Annotated in this window: 26 protein-coding genes, 2 tRNA genes and 1 other RNA gene; 10 read left to right on the forward strand and 19 right to left on the reverse strand. The window is 64.5% G+C overall.

All coding sequences use genetic code 11. The annotated features are described in order from the left end of the window. Window positions 1-6: 6 nt before the first annotated feature. A complete protein-coding gene (otsB, locus tag ON062_RS03035) occupies window positions 7-789 on the reverse strand; it encodes a trehalose-phosphatase (RefSeq protein WP_274645652.1) in 783 nt (260 codons plus the stop codon). Continuing rightward, the gene (locus ON062_RS03040; protein WP_274645653.1) at window positions 786-2,219 is read right to left on the reverse strand and encodes a trehalose-6-phosphate synthase; all 1,434 of its coding nucleotides are present in this window, start codon (window positions 2,217-2,219) and stop codon (window positions 786-788) included. Before ON062_RS03040 ends, otsB begins: the two co-directional genes overlap by 4 nt. Window positions 2,220-2,304: 85 nt before the next feature. Between ON062_RS03040 and ON062_RS03045 the strand changes: the two genes are divergently transcribed. After that, entirely contained in the window at window positions 2,305-2,559 is a 255-nt protein-coding gene (locus tag ON062_RS03045; RefSeq protein ID WP_274645654.1) for a hypothetical protein, read from the forward strand. A 5-nt stretch (window positions 2,560-2,564) separates the two neighbouring features. Here ON062_RS03045 and ON062_RS03050 read toward each other — a convergent pair whose 3' ends face one another. The 3 genes from ON062_RS03050 to ON062_RS03060 are packed head-to-tail and all read right to left on the reverse strand — an operon-like array spanning window position 2,565 to window position 5,181. Then, entirely contained in the window at window positions 2,565-3,749 is a 1,185-nt protein-coding gene (locus ON062_RS03050; RefSeq protein WP_274645655.1) for an acetyl-CoA C-acetyltransferase, read from the reverse strand. Continuing rightward, complete coding sequence (locus ON062_RS03055; RefSeq protein ID WP_274645656.1) at window positions 3,746-4,399, reverse strand: CoA transferase subunit B; 654 nt, start codon at window positions 4,397-4,399, stop codon at window positions 3,746-3,748. Before ON062_RS03055 ends, ON062_RS03050 begins: the two co-directional genes overlap by 4 nt. Before the next feature lie 2 nt (window positions 4,400-4,401). After that, entirely contained in the window at window positions 4,402-5,181 is a 780-nt protein-coding gene (locus ON062_RS03060) for a CoA transferase subunit A (protein WP_274645657.1), read from the reverse strand. A 108-nt stretch (window positions 5,182-5,289) separates the two neighbouring features. Here ON062_RS03060 and ON062_RS03065 point away from each other — a divergent pair, with 108 nt between their 5' ends. Continuing rightward, window positions 5,290-6,108, forward strand: coding sequence for an IclR family transcriptional regulator (locus tag ON062_RS03065; protein WP_274645658.1), 819 nt, complete (start codon window positions 5,290-5,292; stop codon window positions 6,106-6,108). 74 nt (window positions 6,109-6,182) lie between these two features. Beyond that, the gene (locus ON062_RS03070) at window positions 6,183-7,748 is read left to right on the forward strand and encodes a molybdopterin-dependent oxidoreductase (RefSeq protein WP_274645659.1); all 1,566 of its coding nucleotides are present in this window, start codon (window positions 6,183-6,185) and stop codon (window positions 7,746-7,748) included. Window positions 7,749-7,785: 37 nt separating this feature from the next. On the opposite strand, the gene ON062_RS03075 is transcribed toward ON062_RS03070, so the two are convergent. Next, a tRNA-Lys gene (locus ON062_RS03075) sits at window positions 7,786-7,858 on the reverse strand. A 94-nt stretch (window positions 7,859-7,952) separates the two neighbouring features. Between ON062_RS03075 and ON062_RS03080 the strand changes: the two genes are divergently transcribed. Both ON062_RS03080 and ON062_RS03085 read left to right on the forward strand, forming a co-directional pair. Continuing rightward, a complete protein-coding gene (locus ON062_RS03080; RefSeq protein WP_274645660.1) occupies window positions 7,953-8,780 on the forward strand; it encodes an inositol monophosphatase family protein in 828 nt (275 codons plus the stop codon). A gap of 160 nt (window positions 8,781-8,940) precedes the next feature. Beyond that, the gene (locus ON062_RS03085; RefSeq protein WP_274645661.1) at window positions 8,941-9,444 is read left to right on the forward strand and encodes a hypothetical protein; all 504 of its coding nucleotides are present in this window, start codon (window positions 8,941-8,943) and stop codon (window positions 9,442-9,444) included. A gap of 83 nt (window positions 9,445-9,527) precedes the next feature. On the opposite strand, the gene ssrA is transcribed toward ON062_RS03085, so the two are convergent. From ssrA to prfB, 5 genes are all read right to left on the reverse strand, one after another. Then, window positions 9,528-9,896: a transfer-messenger RNA gene (gene ssrA / locus ON062_RS03090) on the reverse strand. 143 nt (window positions 9,897-10,039) lie between these two features. Further along, the gene (smpB, locus tag ON062_RS03095) at window positions 10,040-10,516 is read right to left on the reverse strand and encodes an SsrA-binding protein SmpB (protein WP_274645662.1); all 477 of its coding nucleotides are present in this window, start codon (window positions 10,514-10,516) and stop codon (window positions 10,040-10,042) included. 74 nt (window positions 10,517-10,590) lie between these two features. Next, on the reverse strand, window positions 10,591-11,505 hold the full coding sequence (gene ftsX, locus ON062_RS03100) for a permease-like cell division protein FtsX (RefSeq protein WP_274645663.1): 915 nt from the start codon (window positions 11,503-11,505) through the stop codon (window positions 10,591-10,593). Next, window positions 11,502-12,551, reverse strand: a complete 1,050-nt coding sequence (gene ftsE / locus ON062_RS03105; protein WP_274645664.1) for a cell division ATP-binding protein FtsE — start codon at window positions 12,549-12,551, stop codon at window positions 11,502-11,504. The genes ftsX and ftsE overlap by 4 nt, the downstream gene beginning before the upstream one ends. A 59-nt stretch (window positions 12,552-12,610) precedes the next feature. Next, a complete protein-coding gene (prfB, locus tag ON062_RS03110) occupies window positions 12,611-13,720 on the reverse strand; it encodes a peptide chain release factor 2 (protein ID WP_274645665.1) in 1,110 nt (369 codons plus the stop codon). 81 nt (window positions 13,721-13,801) lie between these two features. On the opposite strand from prfB, the gene ON062_RS03115 reads away from it, so the two are divergent. Further along, the gene (locus tag ON062_RS03115; RefSeq protein ID WP_274645875.1) at window positions 13,802-15,034 is read left to right on the forward strand and encodes an MFS transporter; all 1,233 of its coding nucleotides are present in this window, start codon (window positions 13,802-13,804) and stop codon (window positions 15,032-15,034) included. Window positions 15,035-15,137: 103 nt separating this feature from the next. Further along, window positions 15,138-15,347 carry a PLDc N-terminal domain-containing protein gene (locus ON062_RS03120; protein WP_274645666.1) on the forward strand — a complete coding sequence of 70 codons (210 nt, stop codon included), beginning with the start codon at window positions 15,138-15,140 and terminating at the stop codon, window positions 15,345-15,347. A 28-nt stretch (window positions 15,348-15,375) separates the two neighbouring features. On the opposite strand, the gene ON062_RS03125 is transcribed toward ON062_RS03120, so the two are convergent. The 7 genes from ON062_RS03125 to ON062_RS03155 form a co-directional block, all read right to left on the reverse strand. Continuing rightward, window positions 15,376-15,756, reverse strand: a complete 381-nt coding sequence (locus ON062_RS03125) for a pilus assembly protein TadG-related protein (protein WP_274645667.1) — start codon at window positions 15,754-15,756, stop codon at window positions 15,376-15,378. A 53-nt stretch (window positions 15,757-15,809) separates the two neighbouring features. Then, entirely contained in the window at window positions 15,810-16,223 is a 414-nt protein-coding gene (locus ON062_RS03130) for a TadE family protein (protein WP_274645668.1), read from the reverse strand. Between the two features lie 19 nt (window positions 16,224-16,242). Further along, window positions 16,243-16,641: a TadE/TadG family type IV pilus assembly protein gene (locus ON062_RS03135; RefSeq protein WP_274645669.1), complete on the reverse strand. Its 399-nt coding sequence runs from the start codon at window positions 16,639-16,641 to the stop codon at window positions 16,243-16,245. Between the two features lie 3 nt (window positions 16,642-16,644). Then, window positions 16,645-16,848: a hypothetical protein gene (locus ON062_RS03140; RefSeq protein ID WP_274645670.1), complete on the reverse strand. Its 204-nt coding sequence runs from the start codon at window positions 16,846-16,848 to the stop codon at window positions 16,645-16,647. Between the two features lie 33 nt (window positions 16,849-16,881). Beyond that, window positions 16,882-17,805 (reverse strand): type II secretion system F family protein, encoded by a 924-nt coding sequence (locus tag ON062_RS03145; RefSeq protein WP_274645671.1) that lies wholly within the window; start codon window positions 17,803-17,805, stop codon window positions 16,882-16,884. Beyond that, window positions 17,802-18,482, reverse strand: coding sequence for a type II secretion system F family protein (locus ON062_RS03150; RefSeq protein WP_306802174.1), 681 nt, complete (start codon window positions 18,480-18,482; stop codon window positions 17,802-17,804). Before ON062_RS03150 ends, ON062_RS03145 begins: the two co-directional genes overlap by 4 nt. 176 nt (window positions 18,483-18,658) lie before the next feature. Continuing rightward, window positions 18,659-19,804 (reverse strand): CpaF family protein, encoded by a 1,146-nt coding sequence (locus tag ON062_RS03155; protein ID WP_274645673.1) that lies wholly within the window; start codon window positions 19,802-19,804, stop codon window positions 18,659-18,661. A 132-nt stretch (window positions 19,805-19,936) separates the two neighbouring features. Between ON062_RS03155 and ON062_RS03160 the strand changes: the two genes are divergently transcribed. Then, window positions 19,937-20,018, forward strand: a tRNA-Leu gene (locus tag ON062_RS03160). A 63-nt stretch (window positions 20,019-20,081) separates the two neighbouring features. Beyond that, entirely contained in the window at window positions 20,082-20,834 is a 753-nt protein-coding gene (locus tag ON062_RS03165; protein WP_274645674.1) for a DedA family protein, read from the forward strand. A gap of 6 nt (window positions 20,835-20,840) precedes the next feature. Here ON062_RS03165 and ON062_RS03170 read toward each other — a convergent pair whose 3' ends face one another. Beyond that, entirely contained in the window at window positions 20,841-21,701 is an 861-nt protein-coding gene (locus tag ON062_RS03170; RefSeq protein ID WP_274645675.1) for a Ku protein, read from the reverse strand. Between the two features lie 79 nt (window positions 21,702-21,780). Here ON062_RS03170 and ON062_RS03175 point away from each other — a divergent pair, with 79 nt between their 5' ends. After that, complete coding sequence (locus tag ON062_RS03175; RefSeq protein ID WP_274645676.1) at window positions 21,781-24,234, forward strand: ATP-dependent DNA ligase; 2,454 nt, start codon at window positions 21,781-21,783, stop codon at window positions 24,232-24,234. Window position 24,235: the final 1 nt, after the last annotated feature.

Below are 24,235 nucleotides of genomic sequence, written 5' to 3' on the forward strand. Positions count from 1 at the left end.
CGAAGTCTATTCCCGTGCGCGGCTACGTTCTGCCGCCAGCGTGTCGAGAAGTTCCGCGAACGCGGGGATATCGGGCACGCAGATCGATGCGGCGCTCGGCGGTGCGCCCACGTGGACTCCGAGGTCCAGCGGGCCGAGCGTAGCCAGTGCGTCTTCGTCGGTGACGTCGTCTCCTGCGAACAACACGGCCGTCGCGTTCGTCCGTGCACGCAATTCCGCGACCGCCGAGTCCTTCCCTTCGTGGCGGAAGGCATATTCGACGATGTTGTGACCGCTGCGCCTGCGCCAGGTTGGCGCCTCGCGAGCAACCAGTTCGTCGACGATGCGGTGTACGTCCGCCGCATGCTGTGGGTTGACACGCCGCGTGTGCACACCGAACCCGAACGTCTTGGGCTCGATCCATACCCCGTCAACGTGTGCCGTCGCCTCGACAGCGAGCGTATGAAGCCGGTTGCGAAGCTGCACATCTTCGTCATGCTCTCCGTGGCTGGCGATTCCTTCGCCCGGAAGCCAGAACTCAGCCCCGTGTGACCCGGCAAGGAGGATCACGGATTCGTCATCGTGTTCAGCGATCACACGCAGATCTACGAGACTGCGACCCGAGACGAGCGCGACGATCGTGTCAGGACTCTGACACAGCGACTCGACCGCCGCACGGGCGGCGGGCAACATTCGTGCACTCATCGGATCATCCACGAGCGGGGAGAGCGTCCCATCGAAATCGAGGGCGACGAGCAACCGCTCCGCGTGGGAGACACCGCTCAGAGCGGACTGGTAGTGCGCGGTCATCGCTTCGCGCTCCTCGCGTTACGCATCGTCCGGGCATCGGCGAGAGCGGACAGGAAAGACTCCGACCACTTCGCGACGTCGTTCTCCCGCACTTTCTTGCGCAGCGCACGCATGCGCTTGCCTTGCTCGGCGGCCGGCATGTCGATCGCCCGCATGATGGACTCCTTCATGCCGTCGATGTCGTGCGGATTGATGCGCACGGCGCTGGTGAGCTCATCGGCGGCGCCGGCGAACTCGCTCAACACGAGCACCCCACGGTTGTCGGTGCGCGCTGCAACATACTCTTTGGCGACGAGATTCATCCCGTCCCGCAGGGCCGTGACGAGCATGACATCGGCGGCCAAGAAGAGCGCTGCCATCTCTTCCCGCGGGTACGAATTGTGCAGATAGCGGATCGCGGTGTGGCCCATGGTGTCGAAGTCTCCGTTGGTACGACCGACGGTCAACTCGATCTCGTCCCGGAGTTGCATGTACGCCTCGACGCGCTCGCGACTGGGGCTGGCCACCTGCACCAGAGTCACGTCTTCCACGTTGATCTCGCCGTCTTCAAGCAATTCGCCGAAGGCCTTGAGCCGATGACGGATCCCCTTGGTGTAATCCAGACGGTCGACGCCGAGCAAGATCTTCCGCGGATTTCCGAGCTCACGTCGGATATCGGCTGCCCGCTGCTGCACCTCGGGCCTGCGCGCCAGTTCTACGTATGACTCCGCATCGATCGAAATCGGGAACGCCTTCGCGAGTGCGGTGTGGGTAGTGCCGTCCGGTTGCGGCACATTGACGCCGCTTGCCCGTGTCTCGTAGCGGAAGAGCCGTCGCACAGCGCGGGCAAAGTTTCCCGCGTCAGCGACACGCTGGAACCCGATGACATCGGCCCCGAGTAATCCCTCGAGAACCTGCTTGCGCCACGGCAACTGCGAGTACAGGCCATATGCCGGGAACGGAATGTGGTGAAAGTACCCGATGGTGAGATCGGGTCTCAGCTCGCGCAACATCTTGGGAACCAGCTGCAGTTGATAGTCCTGCACCCATACGGTGGCACCCGGGGCGGCAACCTCTGCTGCCGCCTCGGCAAACCGCCGATTTACGCGCTCGTAGGAGTCCCACCACACGCGCCGATATCGCGGTGCGGCGATGACGTCGTGGTAAAGCGGCCAGAAAGTGTCATTCGACATTCCCTCGTAGTACAGCTCGATGTCCTCTGCGGAAAGCCGGACGGGAACGAGCACCGTGCCGTCGAACTCAAAGGGCTCAAGGTCGAGATCGGCGCCGCCGGCCCACCCGACCCACGCTCCGTCCGCCTTCTTCATTACGGGTTCGAGGGCGGTGACGAGGCCACCCGGGGAACGTCGCCACACGTCATCCCCGTGTGCTCCAGGCACTCGATCGACGGGCAGGCGATTGGCAACTACAACGAACTCGGCTTCAGGCACGGGCCCTCCCATGTCGGTTACATGCTCGATCAGGCTATCGCGACTGCCATGCCACGCCGGGCCCGGGTGGCGCTAGCGTAGGATCATGCGCTCATACGTCTTCAGCACGGGACTCTTCTCCGCCGTCACGAGCGGACTCACGCTTCTGCGCGCGCTGCGCGAGGGCGAGACATTCACGTGGCGTCAGGCCCTCGCGTGGGCCAGTTGGGCCATTTCGGTCGCGCTCGTCATCGGCACGATCGTCGATGTGCGCCGCGCTGAGAAGGGCGAGACCCTGCCCGCGGACTCCCCCGTGCACGGCAAGGAAGCAAAGCTTGCGTACAAGAACCTCAATCGCTGACGTCGTCAGCGTGTGAGGATCAGCGCTTCTCCCTGACCGCCACCGCCGCAGAGCCCGACGGCGGCGGTACCGCCACCACGCCGAACTAGCTCGTGCACCGCGTGCACCACGAGCCGGTTTCCTGACGCACCGATCGGGTGTCCGACAGCGATCCCGCCTCCGTCAGGATTGACCACGTCATCGGTGAGCCCCAACTCTTTCTGTGATTGGGCGACGACGGCGCCGAATGCCTCATTGATCTCGACGAAGTCGAGACTCGTCGGGTCGATTCCCTGTTTCTGGCACGCCTGGCCAATCGCACGCGAAGGCTGCGAGTGCAACGAATTATCAGGCCCTGCAACCTGGCCGCTCGCACCCACGACCGCCAGCACCGCCCAGCCGTTCTCGTCGGCGTGCGCGCGGGTGGTGAGTACGACCGCCGATGCGCCATCCGAAATCTGCGAAGCGCTCCCGGCAGTGATCGTGCCGTCCTTCGCGAAGGCCGGACGCAGGCCGGCCAAGCTTTCCGCGGTGGTGTCGGGCCGGATGCCCTCGTCCGTGGTGACCTGGACGGGGTCGCCCTTGCGCTGCGGAATCTCCACGGGGACGATTTCCGCCTCGAATCGTCCCTCGCGTTGTGCTGAGGCCGCTCGCTGGTGTGAGCGCGCAGCGACAGCATCTTGTTCTTCCCGCGTGAGCCCGAGTCGCGCGTTATGCCGCTCGGTCGACGCCCCCATGCTCTCGTCGTCGAAAGCGTCCGTGAGCCCGTCGTACGCCATGTGGTCGAGCACCTCGACCGACCCGTACGTCCACCCCTCACGAGACCCCGTGAGCAGATGCGGCGCCCGCGACATCGATTCCATGCCGGCCGCTACGACGACCCTCGCATCGCCCGTGGCGATCATTCGTTTCGCGTCGATGACGGCCGTCAACCCGGACAAGCACACCTTGTTCACTGAGGATGCCGGCACATCCCATCCGATGCCGGCGCCAACTGCTGCCTGCCGTGCGGGGTTCTGGCCCACGCCCGCCGGGAGCACCTGGCCAACAACGACGGCGTCGACGTCTGCTGCAGGCACTCCCCCACGCTCGAGCGCCCCACGGATGGCGAAGCTGCCCAACTGAACGGCCGTGAGACTGGCCAATTGCCCTTTGAGCCGCCCTTGTGGCGTGCGCGCCGCCGCAACAATAACGATGTCGTTCTGCGTCATGATGTCACCTTCAAATCGGGGGAAATGGTCAGCGGGGGCTCGGTTGCCGCGATGACGTCTTCGACCGTCACACCCGGCGCGAGTTCGACAAGCACGAGCCCCGTGTCGGCCACATCGATCACCGCCAAATCGGTGATGATGCGATCGACCACGCCGCGGCCCGTCAGGGGCAGCGAGCACTGGCCCACGATCTTCGGCGAGCCATCGCGCGCGACGTGCTCCATAAGGACGATCACCTTTGCGGCTCCGTGGACGAGATCCATCGCCCCGCCGGGGCCCTTGACCATCTTGCCCGGGATCATCCAGTTGGCCAGGTCACCCGAGGCCGAAACCTGCATCGCGCCGAGAATCGCGGCATCCACCTTCCCTGCCCGAATCATTCCGAAGCTGGTGGCGGAATCGAAGAACGCGGCGCCCGATCTTACGGTGACCGTCTCCTTTCCGGCGTTGATGAGGTCGGGGTCGACCTTGCTCTCGGCGGGGTAGGGCCCAACACCGAGGATGCCGTTCTCAGACTGCAACACCACCGTCACGTCGTCTGGGACGTGATTGGGCACCAGGGTGGGGAGTCCGATTCCGAGGTTCACGTAGGCGCCGTCGGCGAGTTCGCGCGCCGCGCGGGCTGCCATCTGGTCACGAGTGAGTGTCATCGTCACATTCCTGTCGTCGGTGAGGCGACGGTGCGCCGCTCAATGCGCTTTTCGATGTCGGTGCCGACCTCGAGAACACGGTGCACGTAAATTCCGGGCAAATGGATGCTGTCCGGGTCGAGCTCGCCAGGTTCGACGAGTTCTTCCACCTGAGCGATGCAGACGCGTCCAGCCATCGCGGCGAGCGGGTTGAAATTGCGTGCGGCCTTGTTGAAGATCAGGTTGCCGTGCCGATCTCCGCGTGCGGCGTGCACGAGCGCAAAGTCCGTCACGATCGCCTCTTCGAGGACGTAGTCACGCGGCTCTCCGTCAATCGTGAAGCTCCGTACGTCCTTGGCTGGCGATGCGACAGCGACGCCGCCATCACCGTCGTAGCGCCGAGGAAGACCACCTTCGGCAACTTGCGTACCGACGCCGGTCTGCGTGTAGAACGCGGCGATCCCCGCCCCGCCTGCTCGGAGCTTCTCGGCAAGTGTCCCCTGCGGAGTGAGCTCGAGTTCCAGTTCGCCCGAGAGGAATTGGCGTTCGAACTCCTTATTCTCGCCCACGTAGGACGAGGTCATCTTGCGGATGCGCTTCGCGTTGAGCAGGACGCCCAGTCCCCAATCGTCGACGCCGCAATTGTTGCTGACAATACTCAGATCTCTCGTGCCCTGCGCGAGGATCGCTTGGATCAACGCGATGGGGTTGCCAGACAACCCGAACCCGCCCACGGCGAGACTGGCACCGTCGCCTACGTCTGCCACGGCCTCCGCCGCCGACGTCACCGTCTTGTCGATCACGCGCACTCCTTCGTCGTCACGTTCCGCCCTTGCATCCATCAGGCTTGCAGCACCATTCTTCGCCCGCAGCCGATGACGGTGCACGACGTAGGTTGCGATGTGGAATGAATGGAGCGTAGCGTCCACATTGTGGACAACCCTCCCCATGCCCCGGCCCGTTCTATACCCGGCACGCAGTCGGTTGCGCGTGCCGCGATGCTGTTACGGCTCGTCACACAAGCCGCGTCCACCGGCATCACCGTCACCGAACTCGCCGCTCGCGCCGACCTCACCCGTCCGACCACACACCGCCTGCTGGCGGCCCTGCAGAACGAAGGGCTGGTCGACCAGGATCAGCGCACCGGGCGGTGGATGCCGGGGCCCGAGCTTTACCTGATGGGCACGGTCGCGGCATCCCGATACGACATCACCGCAACCGCGCGAGACATTGTGCGATCCCTCGCGGTACGCACCGAAGAGAGCGCGTTTCTCTCGGTGCGGCGCGGCGACGAAACCGTGTGCCTGCTCCGCGAGGAAGGTAGCTTCCCCATCCGATCGTTCGTACTCTCCGAAGGGGTGCGCTTCCCGCTGGGAGTAGCCTCTGCAGGACTCGCGATCCTGGCTTTTCTCCCAGAGCACGATGTGGACGCGTACTTTGAGCGGCATCCCGAACTCGCCGACCGCTGGGGCGCATCACATGACCCGCGACGTCTGCGTGCTCGCCTTCACGACACGAAAGAACGAGGCTTCGCCGTCAACCCTGGTCTCATCGTCGAGGGGAGCTACGGCATCGGGGCCGCCGTGTTCACGCCCGAAGGACACCCCCAGTGGGCGCTGAGTCTCACGGGAGTGGAGTTTCGCTTCGGTCCCGCGCGCTTGGCAGAACTGGGTCGCACACTGCTGGCGCACGCGCATCAACTCTCCACACGAATCGCCGCTGGCAGGTAGGCGGCCACCAATCCGTTTGCCGCCACGCAACGAACTCCTCATGATGCCGGGCCGCCGGCAAGGGAGGTCGGAGCATGGCACGCATCACACCTCGTGCGTCTTTTTGGGCGTGGAGCGCTGTCGCTGGCGTCGTCAGCGCGGCAGTGTTCCTCGCAGTCGCAGAGATCCTCTCCCTGGTGTTCGCGCGCGACGGCAGCCCGATCCTCGCCGTCGGTGGCTTCGTGATCGACATCGTGCCTCAACCGTTCAAGGAATTCGCGATCGAGACATTCGCCGAGTACGACAAGATCGCGTTGCTGGTAGGACTCGGGCTCGCCGTTGTCATCGCATCCGCCCTCGCCGGAATCGTGCAGTTCGCGCGGCCGCCGCTGGGGCTTGTTGCTTTCACCGTTGCGGGCGTCCTCTCGGGGGCAGCTGTCCTTACCCGTGCTGGAGCGACATTCATCTCGGTCATCCCCACAGTCACTGCGACCGTCTCGGCATGTGTCATCGTGCGCCTCCTCGTCGCGCGATTGTGGACGTGGGCACATTCGACCACCCGCGAGAACTCACAAGCCGGTGGTGTCGACCGCCGCGCGTTCGTTCGGCTCACCGCCCTCGCGGGACTCTCCGCGGTCATCGTCGGCGCGGGCGCCCGCGTTGCCACCGTGGCGACATCGTCCATCGAGGCCGTGCGCAAAGCCCTGACGCTCCCCACACCCACGACAACGGTCACCATCCCCGAGGGCGCTCAGCTCGATGTTCCGGGTCTGTCGCCCCTCATCACCAGCAATGCGGACTTCTACCGCGTCGATACCGCGCTGACGGTGCCATCCATCGACCCCGAGACGTGGAAGCTCACGATTGACGGCATGGTCGGTGAACGGATCGAGCTGAGCTTCGACGATCTTGTGGCGATGGGCGTCGACGAGTACGCCATCACCCTCACGTGCGTGTCGAACGAGGTCGGCGGCGACCTTCTGGGCAACGCGATATGGCTGGGAATCCCGCTGCGCAAGGTGCTTGAGCGTGCTGCACCCGCATCTGATGCCGACATGGTGCTCTCACGAAGCGTGGACGGCTATACCGCGAGCACCCCCCTGTCCGCCCTGGTCGACGACGATCTCGATGCGATCCTCGCGATCGGAATGAACGGCGAGCCACTCCCGCTCGAACACGGCTTTCCCGTCCGCATGGTGGTTCCCGGCCTGTACGGCTACGTCTCTGCGACGAAGTGGCTCACGCAGCTCACCGTCACGACGTTCGCGCAGGATGAGGCGTACTGGACTCCTCGCGGCTACAGCGCCCAGGCACCGATCAAGTTCTCGTCGCGGATTGACACACCCCGCCCTGGCACCCCGATCAACGCAGGCCGCGTGCCGGTCGCGGGAATGGCCTGGGCGCAGACGGTCGGCATCGACAGGGTCGAAGTGCGCATCGACGACGGCGATTGGCAGCCGGCCACCCTTTCTACGCCGATCAACAAGAACACGTGGGTGCAGTGGTTCATCGAATGGGATGCCACGCCCGGCACGCACTACCTCACCGTACGGGCTGTGAACGTAAACGGAGACGTGCAGACGGAAGAGCGTGCACCGATCGCGCCCGACGGTTCGTCAGGGTGGCAGCGCACCCTGGTGACGGTGACGGACGCAAACTGAAAGGCCCCTGATCTGGCGAGAGATCGGGGGCCTTCGGTGCACCCCCAGGGACTTGAACCCTGAACCCACTGATTAAGAGTCAGTTGCTCTGCCGATTGAGCTAGAGGTGCGTGATTCGAACTTTCCGAACCGAGGGTCAACACTAGCATCACGATTGGGTCTCACGGAAATCGAGGCGCAAATGGCTCGATTACGCTGGTGGATGTGACCTCCCCCTCCCCCGACATCCGCTTCGACGCGCCCTATGACGGCGACCTTGAGGGCGACCTCGCGCTTGCGCTGCGCATCGCGGATGCCGCAGACCAGGCGTCCATGGAACGGTTCGACGCCGCGGACCTTCACATCGATGTCAAGGCCGACTCGTCTCATGTCACCGACGCCGATCTGGCGACCGAGCGCGCGATCCGCGCGCTGATCGAATCCGAACGGCCCGACGATGAGATCTTCGGGGAAGAGTACGGAGTCACCGGCTCGAGCAACCGGCAATGGATCATCGACCCAATCGACGGCACCGCGAACTTCCTCCGCGGCATCCCCATGTGGTCGACGCTGATCGCACTTGCGATCGACGGCGTTCCACGCGTCGGCGTCGTCAGCCAGCCGGCCATCGGACGACGGTGGTGGGCCGCGACGTCTCTTGGCGCCTGGACGAACACCCCCAGTGGCTCACCTCGCGCGATCAGAGTTTCCCCAGTGAACACACTCGCCGAGGCGAGCGCGAGCTTTCAGAGCATCGCTCAGTGGCGAGACGCAGGGCAGTCCGCAGCGTTGGAGCGCTTGACCACCGCGGTGTGGCGCGATCGCGGCTACGGCGACGCCTGGCCGTACATGCTTCTCGCCGAGGGGCGGCTCGAGTTCGTCGCCGAGTTCGATGTCAAGGAGTATGACATCGCCGCGCACGTGCCGATCATCGTGGAAGCCGGCGGGCGCTTCACGTCGTTCGCGGGCGCCGAATCGATCTCTTCGCGGTCATCGCTGGCCACCAACGGCATCCTCCACGACGACTTCCTCGCACTTCTTCACCAGACTTGACGCCCGCCGCATCTCCCCCACCCCGATCACCCCCGCCCCGGAGTCCCGCTCGATGATCCCCCCACATGTGCGCCTTGGCACCACTGTTCTCGCTGTTTTCACCGCCTTTACACTGACGGCATGTGGCGCCACGGGAGAGCCACAGACCGCGCCGACCACCGTGGCATCCGAAGCCCCCGCCACGAACAACGACACCGAGACCGCATCCGAGCCCGACACGACCGACACCGAGACCTCGGACGACGCGGCCAGCCCCGCCGAAGTACCCACGTGTGAAACGCTGATCGGGCAAGCCGTCGTCGATGACTTCCTCAGCGTGGGGTGGAGCGTCAAGACCGAAACGTTCTACCTCGGGAACATCGAAATCGCCGAGGGGATCCAGTGCATCTGGGCCGACTACGAAAGTCAGGCCAACGATCAACCGCAGATCTTCGGCTGGGCACCGATCGACTCAGACGGTGCCGCCGATGCACAGCGTGCGCTTGTCGCTGAGGGCTGGGTGCAGGAGGACGCGGCCGAGGGCGTGTACATCACCGAGAACCCCGACACAGCATTCGCCCGCGATGAGAACGGGTATGGCGTGACGTACCTCTTCATCGACGGAGAGGTTCTCCAGGCCGACACCAAGCAGGGCCTTCTGCTCATCGATTGGCCCGCCTCCTGAGACAGCGCAGGCGCTGCGAACACTCAGGCCCTGACAGTGCGCGAAGATTCGCGTCTGTCAGGGCCTGAGCACTGTGACAACGGCAGTGGAGATGGGGGGAATCGAACCCCCGTCCATCGCTGAGAGACTACGGTTTCTCCGGGCGCAGTCTGTGAAGACGTTCTGCTCGGCTCCGACCTTTGTTACAGACACCTAAGTCGACGAGCCCAGTCTGGGAAGAGTCCCACGCGATGTCCAGACGCCATCGCGCAGCAAGTCCCCTAGATGACGCCAGGGTCCGTAGCGGGAACGCCTACGGTCTGACGGAGTTCAGGCTCGCTTAGGCAGCGAGGGCGAACTCAGTGCGCTTGGTTTCGGCACTTATGGTTTTGCAGAGAGCGTTAACGAGATAACCCTGCATCCTCGGCCCGCTTCACGCAGAGTCACAGGCGATGTCGAAACCGATCATCCCCGTGGCCATGAGGCGTTGCTTCCTAGGGAAGCGGCCGTTGTCACACTGTGGAGTTGTCGTTCGGGTGGCGTACACCCGAGCACTACAGGATACACCGTCTCACGACGTGAGTTCCTCACGCCTTGCTACGCGCGACCACCGAAATTATTCACCCAAGCGGTTGCGCGAGCGCATGGCGCGCTCGGCTTCACGCTTGTCTTCGCGTTCGCGGATGGCCTGTCGCTTCTCGTACTCGCGCTTACCCTTCGCGACAGCGATCTCGACTTTGGCTCGCCCATCGGAAAAGTACAGCTTGAGGGGAACAAGGGTGTAGCCCCCCGCGGACACCGCATGCGAGATCTTGATGATCTCTTCCTTATGCAACAGCAACTTGCGCGTGCGCTTAGACGCATGGTTCGTCCAGTGCCCCTGTGAGTACTCGGGGATGTGCACCGCATCGAGGAAGGCTTCGCCCCCATCGATGTATGCGTAGCCGTCGCTGAGGTTCGCGCGCCCTTGGCGCAGAGATTTCACTTCGGTGCCGGTGAGTACCAGCCCGGCCTCGTAGGTCTTCTCGATCGCATAGTCGTGGTGCGCACGACGATTGGTCGCGATGACTTTCTCCCCGCGTTCCCTGGGCATGCGCACTCCTCGTGTCTCGATGCCGGTGTCGCGAAGGGCCGACACGGCAGCCCACCAGCATAGCAAGCGCCGATCTATGCGCGAAGCCACCTGCGAATCGCAAAGCCGGCAGACAATCCCGCCAACACGACGCCGATCACGATGAGCACGGGGATCACGAGCCAGGCTTCGTCCATCCCTACCCACGTGGTCACGAAATCGATGCGGGCGCGCAGGTATTGGTTGACGCCGAAGTGAACGCCGGCGATCACCGCACCGCTGGCAAGGATGGAACCGATGAGAGCTGCGAAGACGCCCTCCAGCACGAAGGGCAGTTGGATAAACCTGTTCGAGGCTCCCACGAGGCGCATGATGCCTAACTCGCGGCGGCGCGCGTAGGCCGACAGTCGGATGGTGGTGGCGATCAAGAGGACAGCAGCGATCAGCATGAGTCCAGCGATACCCACAGCGATGTACGTTGCCACGGTCAGTGCAGAAAACAACGGCTCTAGGTATTGGAGCTGGTCCTTGACCTGCTCGATACCCGGCCGACCGTTGAATGCCTCGAAGATGATGTCGGACTCGGTTTGATCGTTCAGATTGATCCAATAGGTCTGGTTCATCTGATCCGGCGTGATGACGCTTGCGTAGTCCTCACCGAGCAAGTCGATGACGTTCTGGTACGCCTCTTCCTGGGTCTCGAATCGAACATCCCGAATGCGTGAAGACAGTGCGGCGCTGTCGAGCGTCGCTTGCACTTCGTCGAGCTGTTCCTGTGTAGCCGCGCCGTCCGCGCAGGTAACCGCCTGCGAAATGTCGGTACACATGTAGATCGCCACCTGTGCCCGGTCTACCCAGAAGTCCCGCATAGTGCCGATCTGCATCTGCATGAGCATCGCGGCACCGACAAAAGTGAGCGAGACGAACGTCACCAAAACCACCGAAATGACCATGGACACATTGCGCCGGAGCCCCGAGAAGGCTTCCGACAGCACCAGAGCAAACCTCACGACGTCGGCCCCACTTCTTCTTCGGAGTCGCCGTCCGAGAGCCCCAGCTTGTCGACGAGTCCGAGCTCCGCAACGTCAAACGCTCCGGTATCGCCGCTGCGCGCGATGTCGGTCAGCGAGACGGGAGCAGTCGCGGGCGGAACCACCGCCGGAGGTGTCGCGTCCTCGTCGGCGCTCAGAGGTTCCACCGACGGCACGAGCTGATCGGACTCGGGAGGGAGTGGTTGATCGGATGCCGGAACGCTGGCCGCACTCGAATTCTGCCCCTCCGCGACCTCCCGCTGCACCTCGAGCACGGCAGTGAGCGCGGCCACGGCTGCAGCGCCGCGTTCGGCCACAGGTGCCAGTGAAGGCAATCCAGAAGTATCGCCGTACCCGCCGTGCCGTTCGTCGCGAACCAAGACCCCGTGACGCAGCTCGATCACTCGGCGCTGCATTTGATCGACGAACCCGGCTTCGTGCGTCGCCATCACCACCGTCGTACCGGACGCGTTGATACGCGCGAGCAACTGCATGATGTCGACCGAAGTGGCCGGGTCGAGGTTGCCTGTCGGCTCGTCCGCGAGCAACACCTGCGGGCGATTGACCAGGGCACGCGCGATCGCAACGCGCTGCTGCTCACCGCCGGAAAGCTCGTGCGGGAATCGCTTCTCTTTGCCGTCGAGCCCGACGAGCGCAAGCACTTCGGGCACCGCTTGCTGAATGAACCCACGAGAGGAGCCGATCACCTGAAGGGTGAACGCGACGTTCTGAAAGACCGTCTTGCTCGGGAGCAGTCGAAAATCCTGGAAGACCGCACCGATGTGTCGACGGAAGTACGGAACCTTTCGGTTCGACAGCGTGCGCAGATCACGCCCGAGCACGACAACACGCCCGTGAGTGGGCACGTCCTCACGCAGGATCAACCGCAGACAGGTCGACTTTCCCGATCCCGATGCCCCGACGAGGAAGACGAACTCACCGCGGAGCACCTCGAAGTCGACATCATGGAGTGCGGGCTTCGACGTGCCACGGTAGTGCTTAGTGACATTCTCGAACCGGATCATGGCCTATCGAGCCTAAGCGTGCATCGCACACATCGACCCTGCGACACCCGTCAGAGCGATCAATCCTCGGTCTTGCGCTTTCGCCACCGAATGCCGGCGGCGATGAATCCGTCAAGATCACCGTCGAAGACAGCGCCCGGGTTGTTGACTTCGTGCTCGGTTCGCAGGTCCTTGACCATTTGATAGGGGGCAAGAACGTACGACCGCATCTGATCGCCCCAGCTGGCCGTGATGTTTCCGGCGAGCTCCTTCTTGGTCGCCGCTTCCTGCTCTTTCTGCAGGAGCAGCAACCGCGACTGCAACACGCGCATGGCGGCCGCACGGTTCTGAATCTGTGACTTCTCGTTCTGCATCGATACGACGATGCCCGTCGGCAGGTGGGTGATGCGTACCGCGGAGTCGGTCGTATTCACCGATTGACCGCCGGGCCCCGAAGAACGGAACACATCGACGCGAATGTCCCCCTCGGGAATGTCGACTTCCTGGGCTTCTTCCATCAGCGGGATGACTTCCACTGCCGCAAACGACGTCTGGCGCTTACCGGCAGCACCGAAAGGGCTCATTCGGACCAAGCGGTGCGTTCCGGCCTCGACGCTCAGGGTGCCGAAGGCGTACGGGGCGTCGACCTCGAAGGTGGCCGACTTGATTCCCGCCTCTTCTGCGTAGCTCGTGTCCATCACCGTCGACGAGTATCCGTGCTGCTCGGCCCATCGCAAGTACATGCGCAGCAGCATCTCTGCGAAGTCCGCGGCATCCACCCCGCCTGCACCCGCACGAATGGTAATGACGGCGGGGCGCTCGTCGTACTCGCCGTCGAGAAGCGTCTGGACTTCGAGCTGTCCGATCACTCCTGTCAGTTCGGCCAGCTCTTTTCGCGCCTCGTCGACCGAGTCCTCGTCTTCCATCTCGTTAGCGAGCTCAACGAGCACCTCGAGGTCGTCGAGGCGCTGCTCGATCTCGGTGATGCGCTTGAGCTCCGCCTGGCGGTGACTGAGCGCGCTGGTGACCTTCTGCGCTTTTTCGACGTCGTCCCAGAGGTCGGGCGCACCAGCTTCTTCGCTCAGGCGAGCGATCTCGGCGTTGAGCGCCTCGACGTCGACGACCGACGTGATGTCGGCGAACGTGGAACGCAGGCCCTGGATATCGGCGGAAAGATCGAGCTCAAGCATGACACCCCAGACTAACGTGGAAACGTGCCCGACCATCGCGATCCCCTCAGAGCGCGGGAGGTGCTTTTCGGATTCGGCCCGATGGTCTATGGCCCCACGGTGCTCTTCGCCCTCGGTGAAGGCGCAATCCTCCCCCTCATTCCCGTCATCGCCGCGCGCCTGGGTGCAAATGTCGCCCTCGCGGCACTCGTCGCCTCAGCCCTGGTAGTCGGCCAACTCTGCGGGAATCTGCCCGCGGGGTGGGCGGTGGCGCGTTTCGGTGAACGCATCACCATGGCCACAGCCGGGTGCGTGGCCCTCCTCGCAGCATGCGCAATCGCGCTCGCGTCTTCGCTCGGAGTGTTCGCGCTCTGCGTGTTCGTCATCGGGTTCTGCGCGGCGGGCTTCGGCCTGGCGCGCCACTCGTTCATGACGACGCGCGTGCCGCTGACCTTTCGTGCACGTGCGCTCTCGCTCCTCGGCGGCACCTTTCGCCTGGGAATGTTCGTTGGCCCGTTCGTCGCCGCGGCATTGTTGGCGCTGTGGGGCGACGAGCGTGCGGCGATCTGGTTCTTCGCGGCGTGCTTGACGGCGACGATCGCACTCGTCCTCTTCGGGCCCGATCCGGAAGAACGCTTTGCTCCCCTCACGCATCGGCCGTCGAGTCCAGTACGAGAGGCGGATGCCACCACCGAAGACACCGGAGAAGTGGTCACCGGTTCCATCCCAACACAGGGGCGGGCCGGGGTGTTTCGAACGATGTGGCGGCACCGACGAATTCTGTCGCGACTGGGACTGGCGGCGGCGGCGCTGTCGGCGGTTCGATCCACGCGTCAACTGGTGCTTCCACTTTGGGGAGTTTCCATCGGTGTTGACGCGCAAACGATCGCGCTCGTCGTTGGCGTGTCCGGCGCGATAGATTTCGCGTTGTTCTACGCCAGCGGGCAAGTCATGGATCGGTTCGGTAGGTTGTGGGCCGCCCTGCCCGCGATGGTCCTCATGGGCGCGGGGCTCATCGCTCTCGCGTTCACGCACGACTCCGCGACCGCCGACATGTGGTTCGCGCTGTTCGCAGCCGTCCTGGCGGTGGGGAACGGCTTGTCGAGTGGCATCCTGCTCACCCTTGGCGCCGACCTCGCGCCCCAGGACGATCCGGCTCCCTTCCTCGGGTCGTGGCGCACGCTCACCGACGCCGGCGGCGCGCTGGCGCCCCTCGCTGTCTCGGCCCTCGCCGCGGCCATCTCACTGGCAGTCGCCACCGGAGCGATGGGCGCGGTCGCCCTAGTGGGGGCGCTGGGCTTCATACGCTGGATCCCGCGCTTCATTCAACGCTGACGCTGCGAGCCGGTAGGTGCGTGTGCGCGGTGACGCTCGACGGATGCTGGCGCGCGTCGCTCACCGACGGCATGATGGACTCACGCCTCCGAAAGGAACCTTCATGGGCAACAAGAAGGAAGTCTCCCCCGCAGGGCGCGTCGCACTCGGACTTATCGGGCTGGTCCAGGCGACGTTCGCGTTTCTCGCTTTCTGGGACCTGCGTCTGCGTGACGAGCGAGAGATCAACGGACCGAAGTGGGCATGGGTGCCCGCAATTCTCGTGAACTGGATCGGACCGGCGAGTTACTTCATTTTCGGTATCAAACGCTGACTGCGTGACTCGTCCGCCACGGGCGCCCTCAGCGCAGGACGGTGCGACTCGTGGCGGTGGACTCGAGGACGACACCTTCCGGCACGAAGAGCGTTGAGACCGGCGGATGCCACGTGGTGGTCACCGTCACCCGCGCCGAGACTCCGTCAGGTGTCGTCGCTGACGCGATCGCCGCAGCGTCATCGATCGCGGACAGCAGAGAAGTCGCCTCTGTGTGCACCCCGTCCGACGTGAGGATCGCCGCAGGCTCACCGTCTTTCACCACGAGCGTGAATGAGTCGGCGGCCGCCAGCGCCGCGGCATCCGCTGTCGCGTCCAGCCGCTTCTGCGCGAGATACAGGCTCGTCGCATCCACGCACACGAGAATCAGCACGATTGCGAGAACGGCGTACCCCAACGCCAAAATCATGACGCTACCGCCGTCATCGCTCGCGCTGTCAGACGGAGGGGTCGGAGCATAAATCACGACCCCACGCCCCAGAAGCGGGAGACCTTTTGGGCCGACGATGCCTCGACAGGAACGCTCGCTATCCGGTCCAGACCGAGCACCGGTGGCACGAGAGGCAGCGATACCGACGTACGGACGGTCACCACAACGGTCGCACCGGCAGAAGGACAGTCCGCGCTGGCCGGACGGCAGTGCAGAGCGATCTCGACTGCGCTGTCATCGATGCCGTACTCCTCCACGACCGCCGCGAGGATGCGGTCGGTGCGATCACGAGCCTCATCGCTGTCAGAACTGAGCGCGATCGCTCGGGCGATGTGGCGCGCACCTGCTTCGGCCCCGAGGCTCTGCCCCTGGATCGATCCGAGCGTGATGACGAGATATACCAGCGGCACCAACAGCACGAGACCGACGAGAATGAACTCGAGCACGGCGGCACCAGATTCGGAGTCAGTCGAAGGATTCGGCCGGCGCATGAGCGACAACCTCCAATGCGTTCGGAGCGCCGAACAGACCCACCAGCGGCAGGGTCGTCACGACATGGACTTCGATCGCGGCGAGCCCGAGAGTGCCCGTCTCACGAGCGGTGATGGTGTTGGCGTATTCCGCGCCCACCGTACGTGTGATGATCTGGCGGGTTCGCTCAGCGCCGTCCGCGAGGGACGTGTCAGCCAAGGCCGCGTGGTAGGCGCCTTCCACGGCCGCGTCATGCACCACGTTGCGTACGTAGACCGACAGCCCGAGCTGGAGGATTGCGAGGGTCAAGATCGTGAGTAGCGCTCCGACGAGCACGAACTCGACCGGACTCGAGCCCTCGTCGTCGTCCCCCCTGCGCCCTCCGCTCGTCATCGATCAGAACCCGGAAACGCTTTCGATCGCCTGCTCGAACAGACCCGCGAGCGCTGGGCCAGCGAGTGCCCAAATCACGACGACCAGTCCGGCGGTCATGAGCGTGATGAGCACCCATCCCGGCACGTCTCCCCGTTCGTCCTGAACGACCGTTGAGACGCGGTCGCGAAGCCGATCTGTGAGCCGATTAAGCAGCGAGTGGAACATTTCTCTCCTCCAATTGGGCAGGCGCAACCTGCGTCAGCCGACACCGAGCCTGAGCATGAAGATGCCGGGAAATACTGCGAATAGGACGCTCAGCGGCAGGATCACGAGCACCAGCGGAATCAGCATGTAGATCTCGTTTTTTCCCGCTCGCTCGATAAGAGATCGCTTCGCCTCTTCGCGTGCGTCCAGCGCTTGCGCGTGAAGAACCTGAGCCAAAGGCGCGCCGCGGTCAATCGCTGACACGAGATGGTCGACACTTCGTGACACTGCGGGCACGTCAAGGTTCGTCGACATCTCCGTCAGTGACGTCGACAGTGGCGAACCCGTGCCCACTGCCAAAACCGTCGCGCGCAGCTCGCGGGTGAAGTCACCGGTTCCCATTGCACTGACGCGTCGGAGCGAATCAAGGATGCCTTCGCCCGCCGACAGACACAGAGCCAAGAACTCGAGGATGGTCGGGAGTTCCTCCTCGATGCGCGCCGCGCGCATGCGGGCGGCACGCGAGAGCAGCATGTCGCACGCGAGAAAACCCGCAACGCCGCCGACCCCTGCGAGCAGCCACGTTGCAACTCCGCCTCTCCCCGCGAGGGTCAGCGCGACCGCTCCCGCGGCACCGGCGCCCGCCCCGCCAAGTGCCCACACGAGCTGCTGACCGCGAAACACCGAAACATCGGGTGCACGACCGGCACGCCGGAGACGGCGTGCGAGCGCGTCATCGCCGCCCACCAGGCGAGCGACGTGATCACGTAGGCGCAGCCAGACGGCGTCGGCGCCCACAACCGGAGTCGCCACGGGAGCGATTCCTCGGGGGTCTGTGACATCGCGCACGTACGGAGCGAGCCTGCGAGACAGCGACGGGGCACCCCAGCGGGGCGCACGTGACACCACCAAACAGACGCCCAGGCCAAGGGCGGTGCCGAGGACGACCGCGTATGCCAACGAGGTGAAGTCGATCATGCGAACCACCGCTTCGCTTCCGGGAGCCGCCCGATGGCGATCATGACCCGATAGGCGACGAAAGACACGGCGGCGCCGACGATGACCAACACCACGCCCTCGGGGCTGCCGTACGCTCGCACGCCCTCAGGACGGGTAGCCAGCAACAGGAGAATCACCCATGGGGCTGTCACGCCCAGGATCGCCGCGCCACGCACCCACGACTGTCGCGCCTCCACTTCTGATCTCAGTGTTGCGTCGGCCCGCACCGACGCCGCCAGTGCCCTCAGCACACCGCTCAGCTCGGAGCCGCCGACTTGGCGCGCCATCCGCAACGTCTCAACAATGCGGTCAGCTACCGGGTCAGCGAGCGCGGACTTCAGCCGCAAGGCGGCAGAGTCGAAGTGACCGGATGCCGCGATGTCGCGCGCGAATCCGGCAAACGCTGGCCGCAGCGCGGCTGGGGACGATGAAGCCAACGCACTCACCGCATCCGGGAGGGACATGCCGGCGCGCACTGACGCGATCAACAAATCGCAGACGTCGGCCCACAGCGCACGCCGAGAGGCGATGAGTCGCGTGCGCCGCGCGCGCAGCCAGACGACCGGCGCGCTCGCCCCGGCGCATGCGGCCAGCACAGCGAGGGCGGGCACCTGTGTCAGGAGCCACACGGTAGCGGCTGCACACGCGGCAAGCATGGCGCAGGCAACTCTGATCGCCGCTGGCGATACCCGTGGCAGACCTGCGTCCTCCAGGAGGCGAGCCAGGCGATGCGGAGGTGTGTTCCGCTCGACAGCTGATGCTCTAACGGGCCACAACCACGGTGATGCGATCAACAACAGGCCTGCACCCAAGAGCGCTCCCCACAGCACGATCATGCTGACTCCGCTCGGAATAGCGTACGAGCCAAGATCGCCGAGCCATCCGTGCGCTCGGGCGCGATGATCTCCGCGAGTCGGCGGCTCCCGTCCACGCTCCGTTCGACATGTGCCACGAGATCCACCGACGCTGCAACAGCCGGGACAACGAAGGCGGAATCAATGTTGCGGCCCGCCAACAGTGGGAGCGACGCCAGTTTGCCGAGAGCATCGCGAGCGCTGTTCGCGTGAATCGTCGCTGCTCCCGGCACGCCTGTGTTGAGCGCCAACAGCAGGTCAAGAGCCTCCGCGTCACGCACCTCCCCGACGACCAGCCGGTCGGGACGCATGCGCAGCGCTTCTTTGACGAGCCGTCGTAGCGACACCTCGCCTGTGCCTTCGAGGCTGGGCTGGCGCCCTTGCAACGAAACGATGTCGGTGGCGGCAATGGCCAACTCAAAGGTCTCTTCTACGGTGACGATGCGCGTTCCAGGTGCACATGCAGAGAGCATCGCGCTCAAGAGAGTCGTTTTGCCCGCGTGCGTAGCCCCGGAGACAAGCACGGACTTCCCTGCGGCCATGGCATCCACCAGGATCCGCGCGGCGATGGGCGGGACCGCGCCGATCGCGACGAGACGATCCATGTCGCCGAATTGCGGCAGGAACTTGCGAACGTTGACCGCCCAGTGCCGGCGGGTAATGTCAGGAATGACCACATGAAGTCGAGAGCCATCGGGCAACGACGCATCCACGAACGGCTGCGAGAGGTCTACCCGACGACCGCTCGAATGCAGCATCCGCTCCACCAGGTCACGCACGACTGCATCCGTGAGCGTGAGCGGCACGCGTTCGGGTACACCACCCCGTGCGACAAAGATCCGGTCAGGCGCGTTAATCCACAACTCCTCGACGGATGGGTCGTCGAGGAACTGCTGCAGCGGACCGTATCCGGTGACGCTGGCCAGCACATCTCGCACGCACGCGGACTCGTCGTCCACGGGGGCAAGCCCACGCGCGAGGGCGAAGTCGTTGTGTCGGCGCACTTCGCTCCACGCGATCTGCGCAGCAACGTCACGGTCGCGCGTGAGGTCGGCCTGCTCCAACCGGAGCCGCTCGCGCACGCGTTCGGCGACCAATGCCGTGGGTGCGTCTGCCGGAGTCACTCCAGCATCTTGACAACTGGGCGAACGTGCCACTGAAAGTTATCCACAGCACACCGACCAGCGACGTAGCAGCCCTCGGGGGGTCAGCCCCCGGAACACCGTGTCTTCGCGACCATTAGACTGTTCTCACTCGCGGGAGTGGTGAAATTGGCAGACACGCAGGATTTAGGTTCCTGTGCCTCCGGGCGTGTGGGTTCAAGTCCCACCTTCCGCACGAGCTTGGTCGCTCACCGTAGCCGAGCAGTATCCGCCGCAGCATCCGACGGGACACCCCATCGTGCACCACATTGCACTCATCCCCTGGCTTGACCCAGAAACGATCATCGCTGCGGCGGGTCCATGGGCTCTTGCGGTGGTGTGCTTCATCGTCTTTGCCGAGACGGGACTCCTCGTAGGGTTCCTCCTTCCCGGTGACACTCTGCTGATCATCTCGGGCCTTCTCACCCACACCAGCAATGTCTTCGGGCTCAATATCTGGTGGGTCTCGCTACTGATCGGCCTCTCCGCGTTTGTCGGCGGCGAGGTGGGATACCTCATCGGCCACAAAGCGGGCCCAGCGATCTTCGAGCGCAAGGAATCCGGCCTCTTCAGCGTGAAAAACGTCGAGCGGACCAATGCGTTCTTTGAGCGCTTCGGCGGCCTCACGATCATCCTGGCAAGGTTCGTTCCGATCGTCCGCACGTTCGCCCCCGTGGCCGCCGGTGTCGGTCACATGCACAAGGGGCGTTACACACTCTTCAACCTGATCGGCGCCGTGCTCTGGGGTTTCGGGTTGACGATGGCAGGGTATCTGCTGGGTTTCATCCCGCCGGTCGCGTGGTTCGTGCAGCAGTACATCGATCTGATCCTGCTCGTCGCGGTGGGGGGTACCGCGGTCGTGACCCTGTGGCACTACCTCGCCGAACAACGCAAGGCTCGCAACGCCGCCGCAGCCGGAGAAGACGTCGTCACCGACGAGGACGAAGCCGCCGACCTCGTCCTCGACGCGGACGTGTTCGAGCGCGGGCCCGAACGCGACGACGAGCGCTGACCGGAGTCAGGCAGACGCCGACTTTTTCACGCTCTTCGTAGCCGAGGGGTCGGATTCGCTCGACGCATCGTTCTTGCGTGCCGCACGCGAACGCTCGACGCTGGCTCGTAGCGCGTCCATGAGATCGATCACTTCGGCACCGGCATCCGACTCTTCGTGTGTTCCGAACGTCGCGGACGTGTCGAGGGCGTCTCCTTGCTCGAGTTTGGCATCGATCAGGGTGCGTAGCTCTTGCTGATACTCGTCGGTGAACGCCGACGGGTCGAAATCGCTCGAGAAGCTCTCCACCAGAGACGCCGAAAGCTCAAGCTCTTTCGCCGAGATGCGCACGGACTCGTCCAACGACGGGAAGGCCGCGTCACGCACTTCGTCGGCCCACAGGAGCGTCTGAAGGACGAGAACCTCACCGCGCACCCGCAATGCCGCCAACCGGGTCTTCTGCCGCAGCGAAAACCGAACGATAGCCGTGCGGTCGGTCTGCTCGAGCGTCTTGCGCAGCAGCACGTATGCCTTGGGCGACGCCGAGTCGGGCTCAAGGTAGTAGGCCTTGTCGAGCGTGAGGAGATCCACCTGCTCGCTGGGGACGAACTCGACCACATCGATCTCACGCGACCGCTCCGACGGCAAAGACGCGAAATCGGACTTGGTCAAGATCACCGTGCGCTCGCCGTCGTCGTAGGCGCGGTCGATCTCCTGGTAGGGAACCACTTCACCGTCCAGCTCGCAGATTCGCTGGTAACGGATGCGCCCACCGTCGGCCGCGTGCACCTGGTGCAGCGACACATCATGATCTTCGGTGGCCGAGTAGACCTTCACCGGCACGTTGACCAGACCGAACGTCAGCGCACCCTTCCATATCGCCCTCATCACACCAGTACACACCTGTCACAGCCTTCGTGACTAGTGGCTGTGCCGCCACAGAAGTGAACGGCACTAATCTGGGCGCATGTCGTCGCCGGATGCCGCTGCCGAACAGCTCGTTCGGATTGACGGCCGACGCCTGAGGCTGACGAATCTCGACAAGGTCATGTACCCCGCCACGGGTACCACCAAGGGCGAGGTGATCGACTACTACACACGAGTGGCACCCGTGATGATTCCGCATCTCATCGGCAGACCGGTGACGCGGAAGCGCTGGCCGGAGGGTGTCGGCACGGCCGAACAGCCGGGTCCGTGGTTCTTCGCGAAGGACCTTGAGCAGGGCGCACCATCTTGGATTCGCCGGTTGCCGATCCCCCACTCGACGGGGACTAAGCACTACCCCCTGGTCGGCGATGTCCCCACACTCGTGTACCTCGCGCAGGTGGCCAGCCTCGAACTGCACGTGCCGCAATGGCGGTTCGACTCGCAGGGTGAGAAGGGTCCGCCCGATCGGCTCGTGCTCGATCTGGATCCCGGGCCGGGCGTCGGCCTCGTCGAGTGCGCTCAGGTCGCGCGATGGGCGAAGGACATCCTTCTGGGGATGGGGCTGGACCCGTATCCGGTCACGAGCGGCAGCAAGGGCATCCATCTGTATGCGCCACTGCCGCTCGCATACACGAGCGAGCAGGCATCCCAGGTCGCGAAAGAGCTCGCCCGATCGCTCGAAGCCGATCATCCGGACCTCGTCGTCAGTCAGATGACGAAAGCCTCACGGCCGGGCCGCGTCTTCATCGACTGGAGCCAGAACAACGCCGCCAAGACGACTATTGCCCCATACTCGCTTCGCGGCCGGGCCACGCCCACGGTCGCGGCACCACGCACGTGGGGAGAACTCGACGATCCCGCCCTCGCGCACCTGACGCTGGATGCCGTACTCCGCCGTGTTGACGAGTCCGGCGACCCGCTGGCGGCGCTCGGCTTCCATGCCGGTGGGCGTGCAGATGCCCACGGCCCCCTGGCGACGTATCTGTCGAAGCGAACCGCCGGGCGAACGCCCGAGCCCATGCCGCACAACGCCTTGGGACACGTCGCAGCACCCACCGCGGACCCCCGGCCGCGCTTCGTCATTCAGGAACACCACGCTTCGCGACTTCACTGGGACCTGCGACTCGAACATGACGGAGTACTCGCGAGTTGGGCTGTGCCCAAGGGCATACCCGAGACAACGACACGCAATGCTCTGGCCGTAAAGACCGAGGATCACCCGATGGAGTATCTCGATTTCTCCGGAGTCATCCCCGACGGTCAATACGGCGCGGGCGTCATGTCGATCTGGGACACGGGTCGCTTCACGCTCGAGAAGTGGCGCGATGACGAGATCATTTTCGTCGCGGAAGGCCAGCCGGGCGGGCCCCTGGGGAGGGTCAGGCTCGCACTCATCCGGACCGACGGCGTAGGCGAGAAGTCGACGTGGTTGTTGCATCGGATGAAGTCGGATGCCGGCGCAGCCGCCCCTGCGCGCACGCACCCCACCCCCGTGCCGGCAGAAAGCGCTCCCCCACCACCATGGGGGGACGTACGCCCCATGCTGGCAACCGCCGCCACACCGGGGATTGCCCGCGCGACGGCCGAACGGTGGCGGCGAAGCTCCGGGGCGAGCTGGGCAGAAATCAAATGGGACGGGATTCGCGCCATCGGGCTCTGGAGCGGCGGGGAACTGGCGCTGCTCACCCGAAATGGCAATGACGTGACGGCAACGTATCCCGATCTCACTGCCGTCCCGCTGGGCCTGGGCGCCGTCCCCGCCGTTCTCGACGGCGAAATCATCGCAACCGACGAGAAGGGGCAGCCGAGTTTTACGCGCCTGCAGTCGCGCATGAACCTGAGCAACCGCCACGCGATCAGCCGCGAGGCCGCCCGCACGCCCGTGCGCTACTACTTGTTCGACCTGCTCTCTCTCGACGGACGCGACACCGCTTCGCTGACTCTCGCGCAACGCCGGTCACTGTTGGAACAGTTCGTCGCTGATGCGAAGGCTCCGATCATCGTCCCGCCGGTGTTGGAGGACGTCGATGATGCACTGGCCGCTGCCGACCGATTCGGGCTCGAAGGTGTCATGGTGAAAAACCCTGCGTCTCGCTATCAGCGCGGCATCCGCTCGTCAGATTGGCTCAAGGTCAAGCGCACCAAGACGCAGGAAGTGGTGATCGGGGCAATCCGCCCCGGAAAGGCACATACCATCGGCTCGCTCTTGGTCGGCATCCCAGACGGCGTGGGCATTCGCTATGCCGGGAGGGTGGGATCGGGCTTCTCAGACGCCGAGCTCGGTCGGCTCCGCACGCTCCTTGAGCCTGTGCGCTCCGACAGCAACCCATTCCACGGTGTGCCGGCAACGGACGCATCGGATGCGCGGTGGGTTCGAGCGGAGTTCGTGGGCGAAGTCGAGTACGCCGAGATCACGCCGGCGGGCATGCTCAGACACGCCCGCTGGCGCGGCCTGCGCCCGGACAAGTCCGTGGACGACGTACGTCGGGAGTAGC

Origin of the sequence: Microbacterium sp. C7(2022) (genome assembly GCF_028823665.1) — a bacterium.
Lineage (GTDB): Bacteria > Actinomycetota > Actinomycetes > Actinomycetales > Microbacteriaceae > Microbacterium.

Bases quoted from the DNA above. Each gene is read 5' to 3' on its own strand.
- ON062_RS03135 (WP_274645669.1), bottom strand. From the start codon at position 16,641: ATGACGAGCGGAGGGCGCAGGGGGGACGACGACGAGGGCTCGAGTCCG.
- prfB (WP_274645665.1), bottom strand. From the start codon at position 13,720: ATGCTTGAGCTCGATCTTTCCGCCGATATCCAGGGCCTGCGTTCCACG.
- ON062_RS03115 (WP_274645875.1), top strand. From the start codon at position 13,802: ATGGTCTATGGCCCCACGGTGCTCTTCGCCCTCGGTGAAGGCGCAATC.
- ON062_RS03175 (WP_274645676.1), top strand. From the start codon at position 21,781: ATGTCGTCGCCGGATGCCGCTGCCGAACAGCTCGTTCGGATTGACGGC.
- ON062_RS03050 (WP_274645655.1), bottom strand. From the start codon at position 3,749: ATGACGCAGAACGACATCGTTATTGTTGCGGCGGCGCGCACGCCACAA.
- ON062_RS03055 (WP_274645656.1), bottom strand. From the start codon at position 4,399: ATGACACTCACTCGTGACCAGATGGCAGCCCGCGCGGCGCGCGAACTC.
- ON062_RS03125 (WP_274645667.1), bottom strand. From the start codon at position 15,756: ATGATTTTGGCGTTGGGGTACGCCGTTCTCGCAATCGTGCTGATTCTC.
- ON062_RS03150 (WP_306802174.1), bottom strand. From the start codon at position 18,482: ATGCTTGCCGCGTGTGCAGCCGCTACCGTGTGGCTCCTGACACAGGTG.
- ON062_RS03140 (WP_274645670.1), bottom strand. From the start codon at position 16,848: ATGTTCCACTCGCTGCTTAATCGGCTCACAGATCGGCTTCGCGACCGC.
- ON062_RS03145 (WP_274645671.1), bottom strand. From the start codon at position 17,805: ATGATCGACTTCACCTCGTTGGCATACGCGGTCGTCCTCGGCACCGCC.
- ON062_RS03045 (WP_274645654.1), top strand. From the start codon at position 2,305: ATGCGCTCATACGTCTTCAGCACGGGACTCTTCTCCGCCGTCACGAGC.
- ON062_RS03070 (WP_274645659.1), top strand. From the start codon at position 6,183: ATGGCACGCATCACACCTCGTGCGTCTTTTTGGGCGTGGAGCGCTGTC.
- smpB (WP_274645662.1), bottom strand. From the start codon at position 10,516: ATGCCCAGGGAACGCGGGGAGAAAGTCATCGCGACCAATCGTCGTGCG.
- ON062_RS03120 (WP_274645666.1), top strand. From the start codon at position 15,138: ATGGGCAACAAGAAGGAAGTCTCCCCCGCAGGGCGCGTCGCACTCGGA.
- ON062_RS03065 (WP_274645658.1), top strand. From the start codon at position 5,290: ATGGAGCGTAGCGTCCACATTGTGGACAACCCTCCCCATGCCCCGGCC.
- ON062_RS03170 (WP_274645675.1), bottom strand. From the start codon at position 21,701: ATGAGGGCGATATGGAAGGGTGCGCTGACGTTCGGTCTGGTCAACGTG.
- otsB (WP_274645652.1), bottom strand. From the start codon at position 789: ATGACCGCGCACTACCAGTCCGCTCTGAGCGGTGTCTCCCACGCGGAG.
- ftsE (WP_274645664.1), bottom strand. From the start codon at position 12,551: ATGATCCGGTTCGAGAATGTCACTAAGCACTACCGTGGCACGTCGAAG.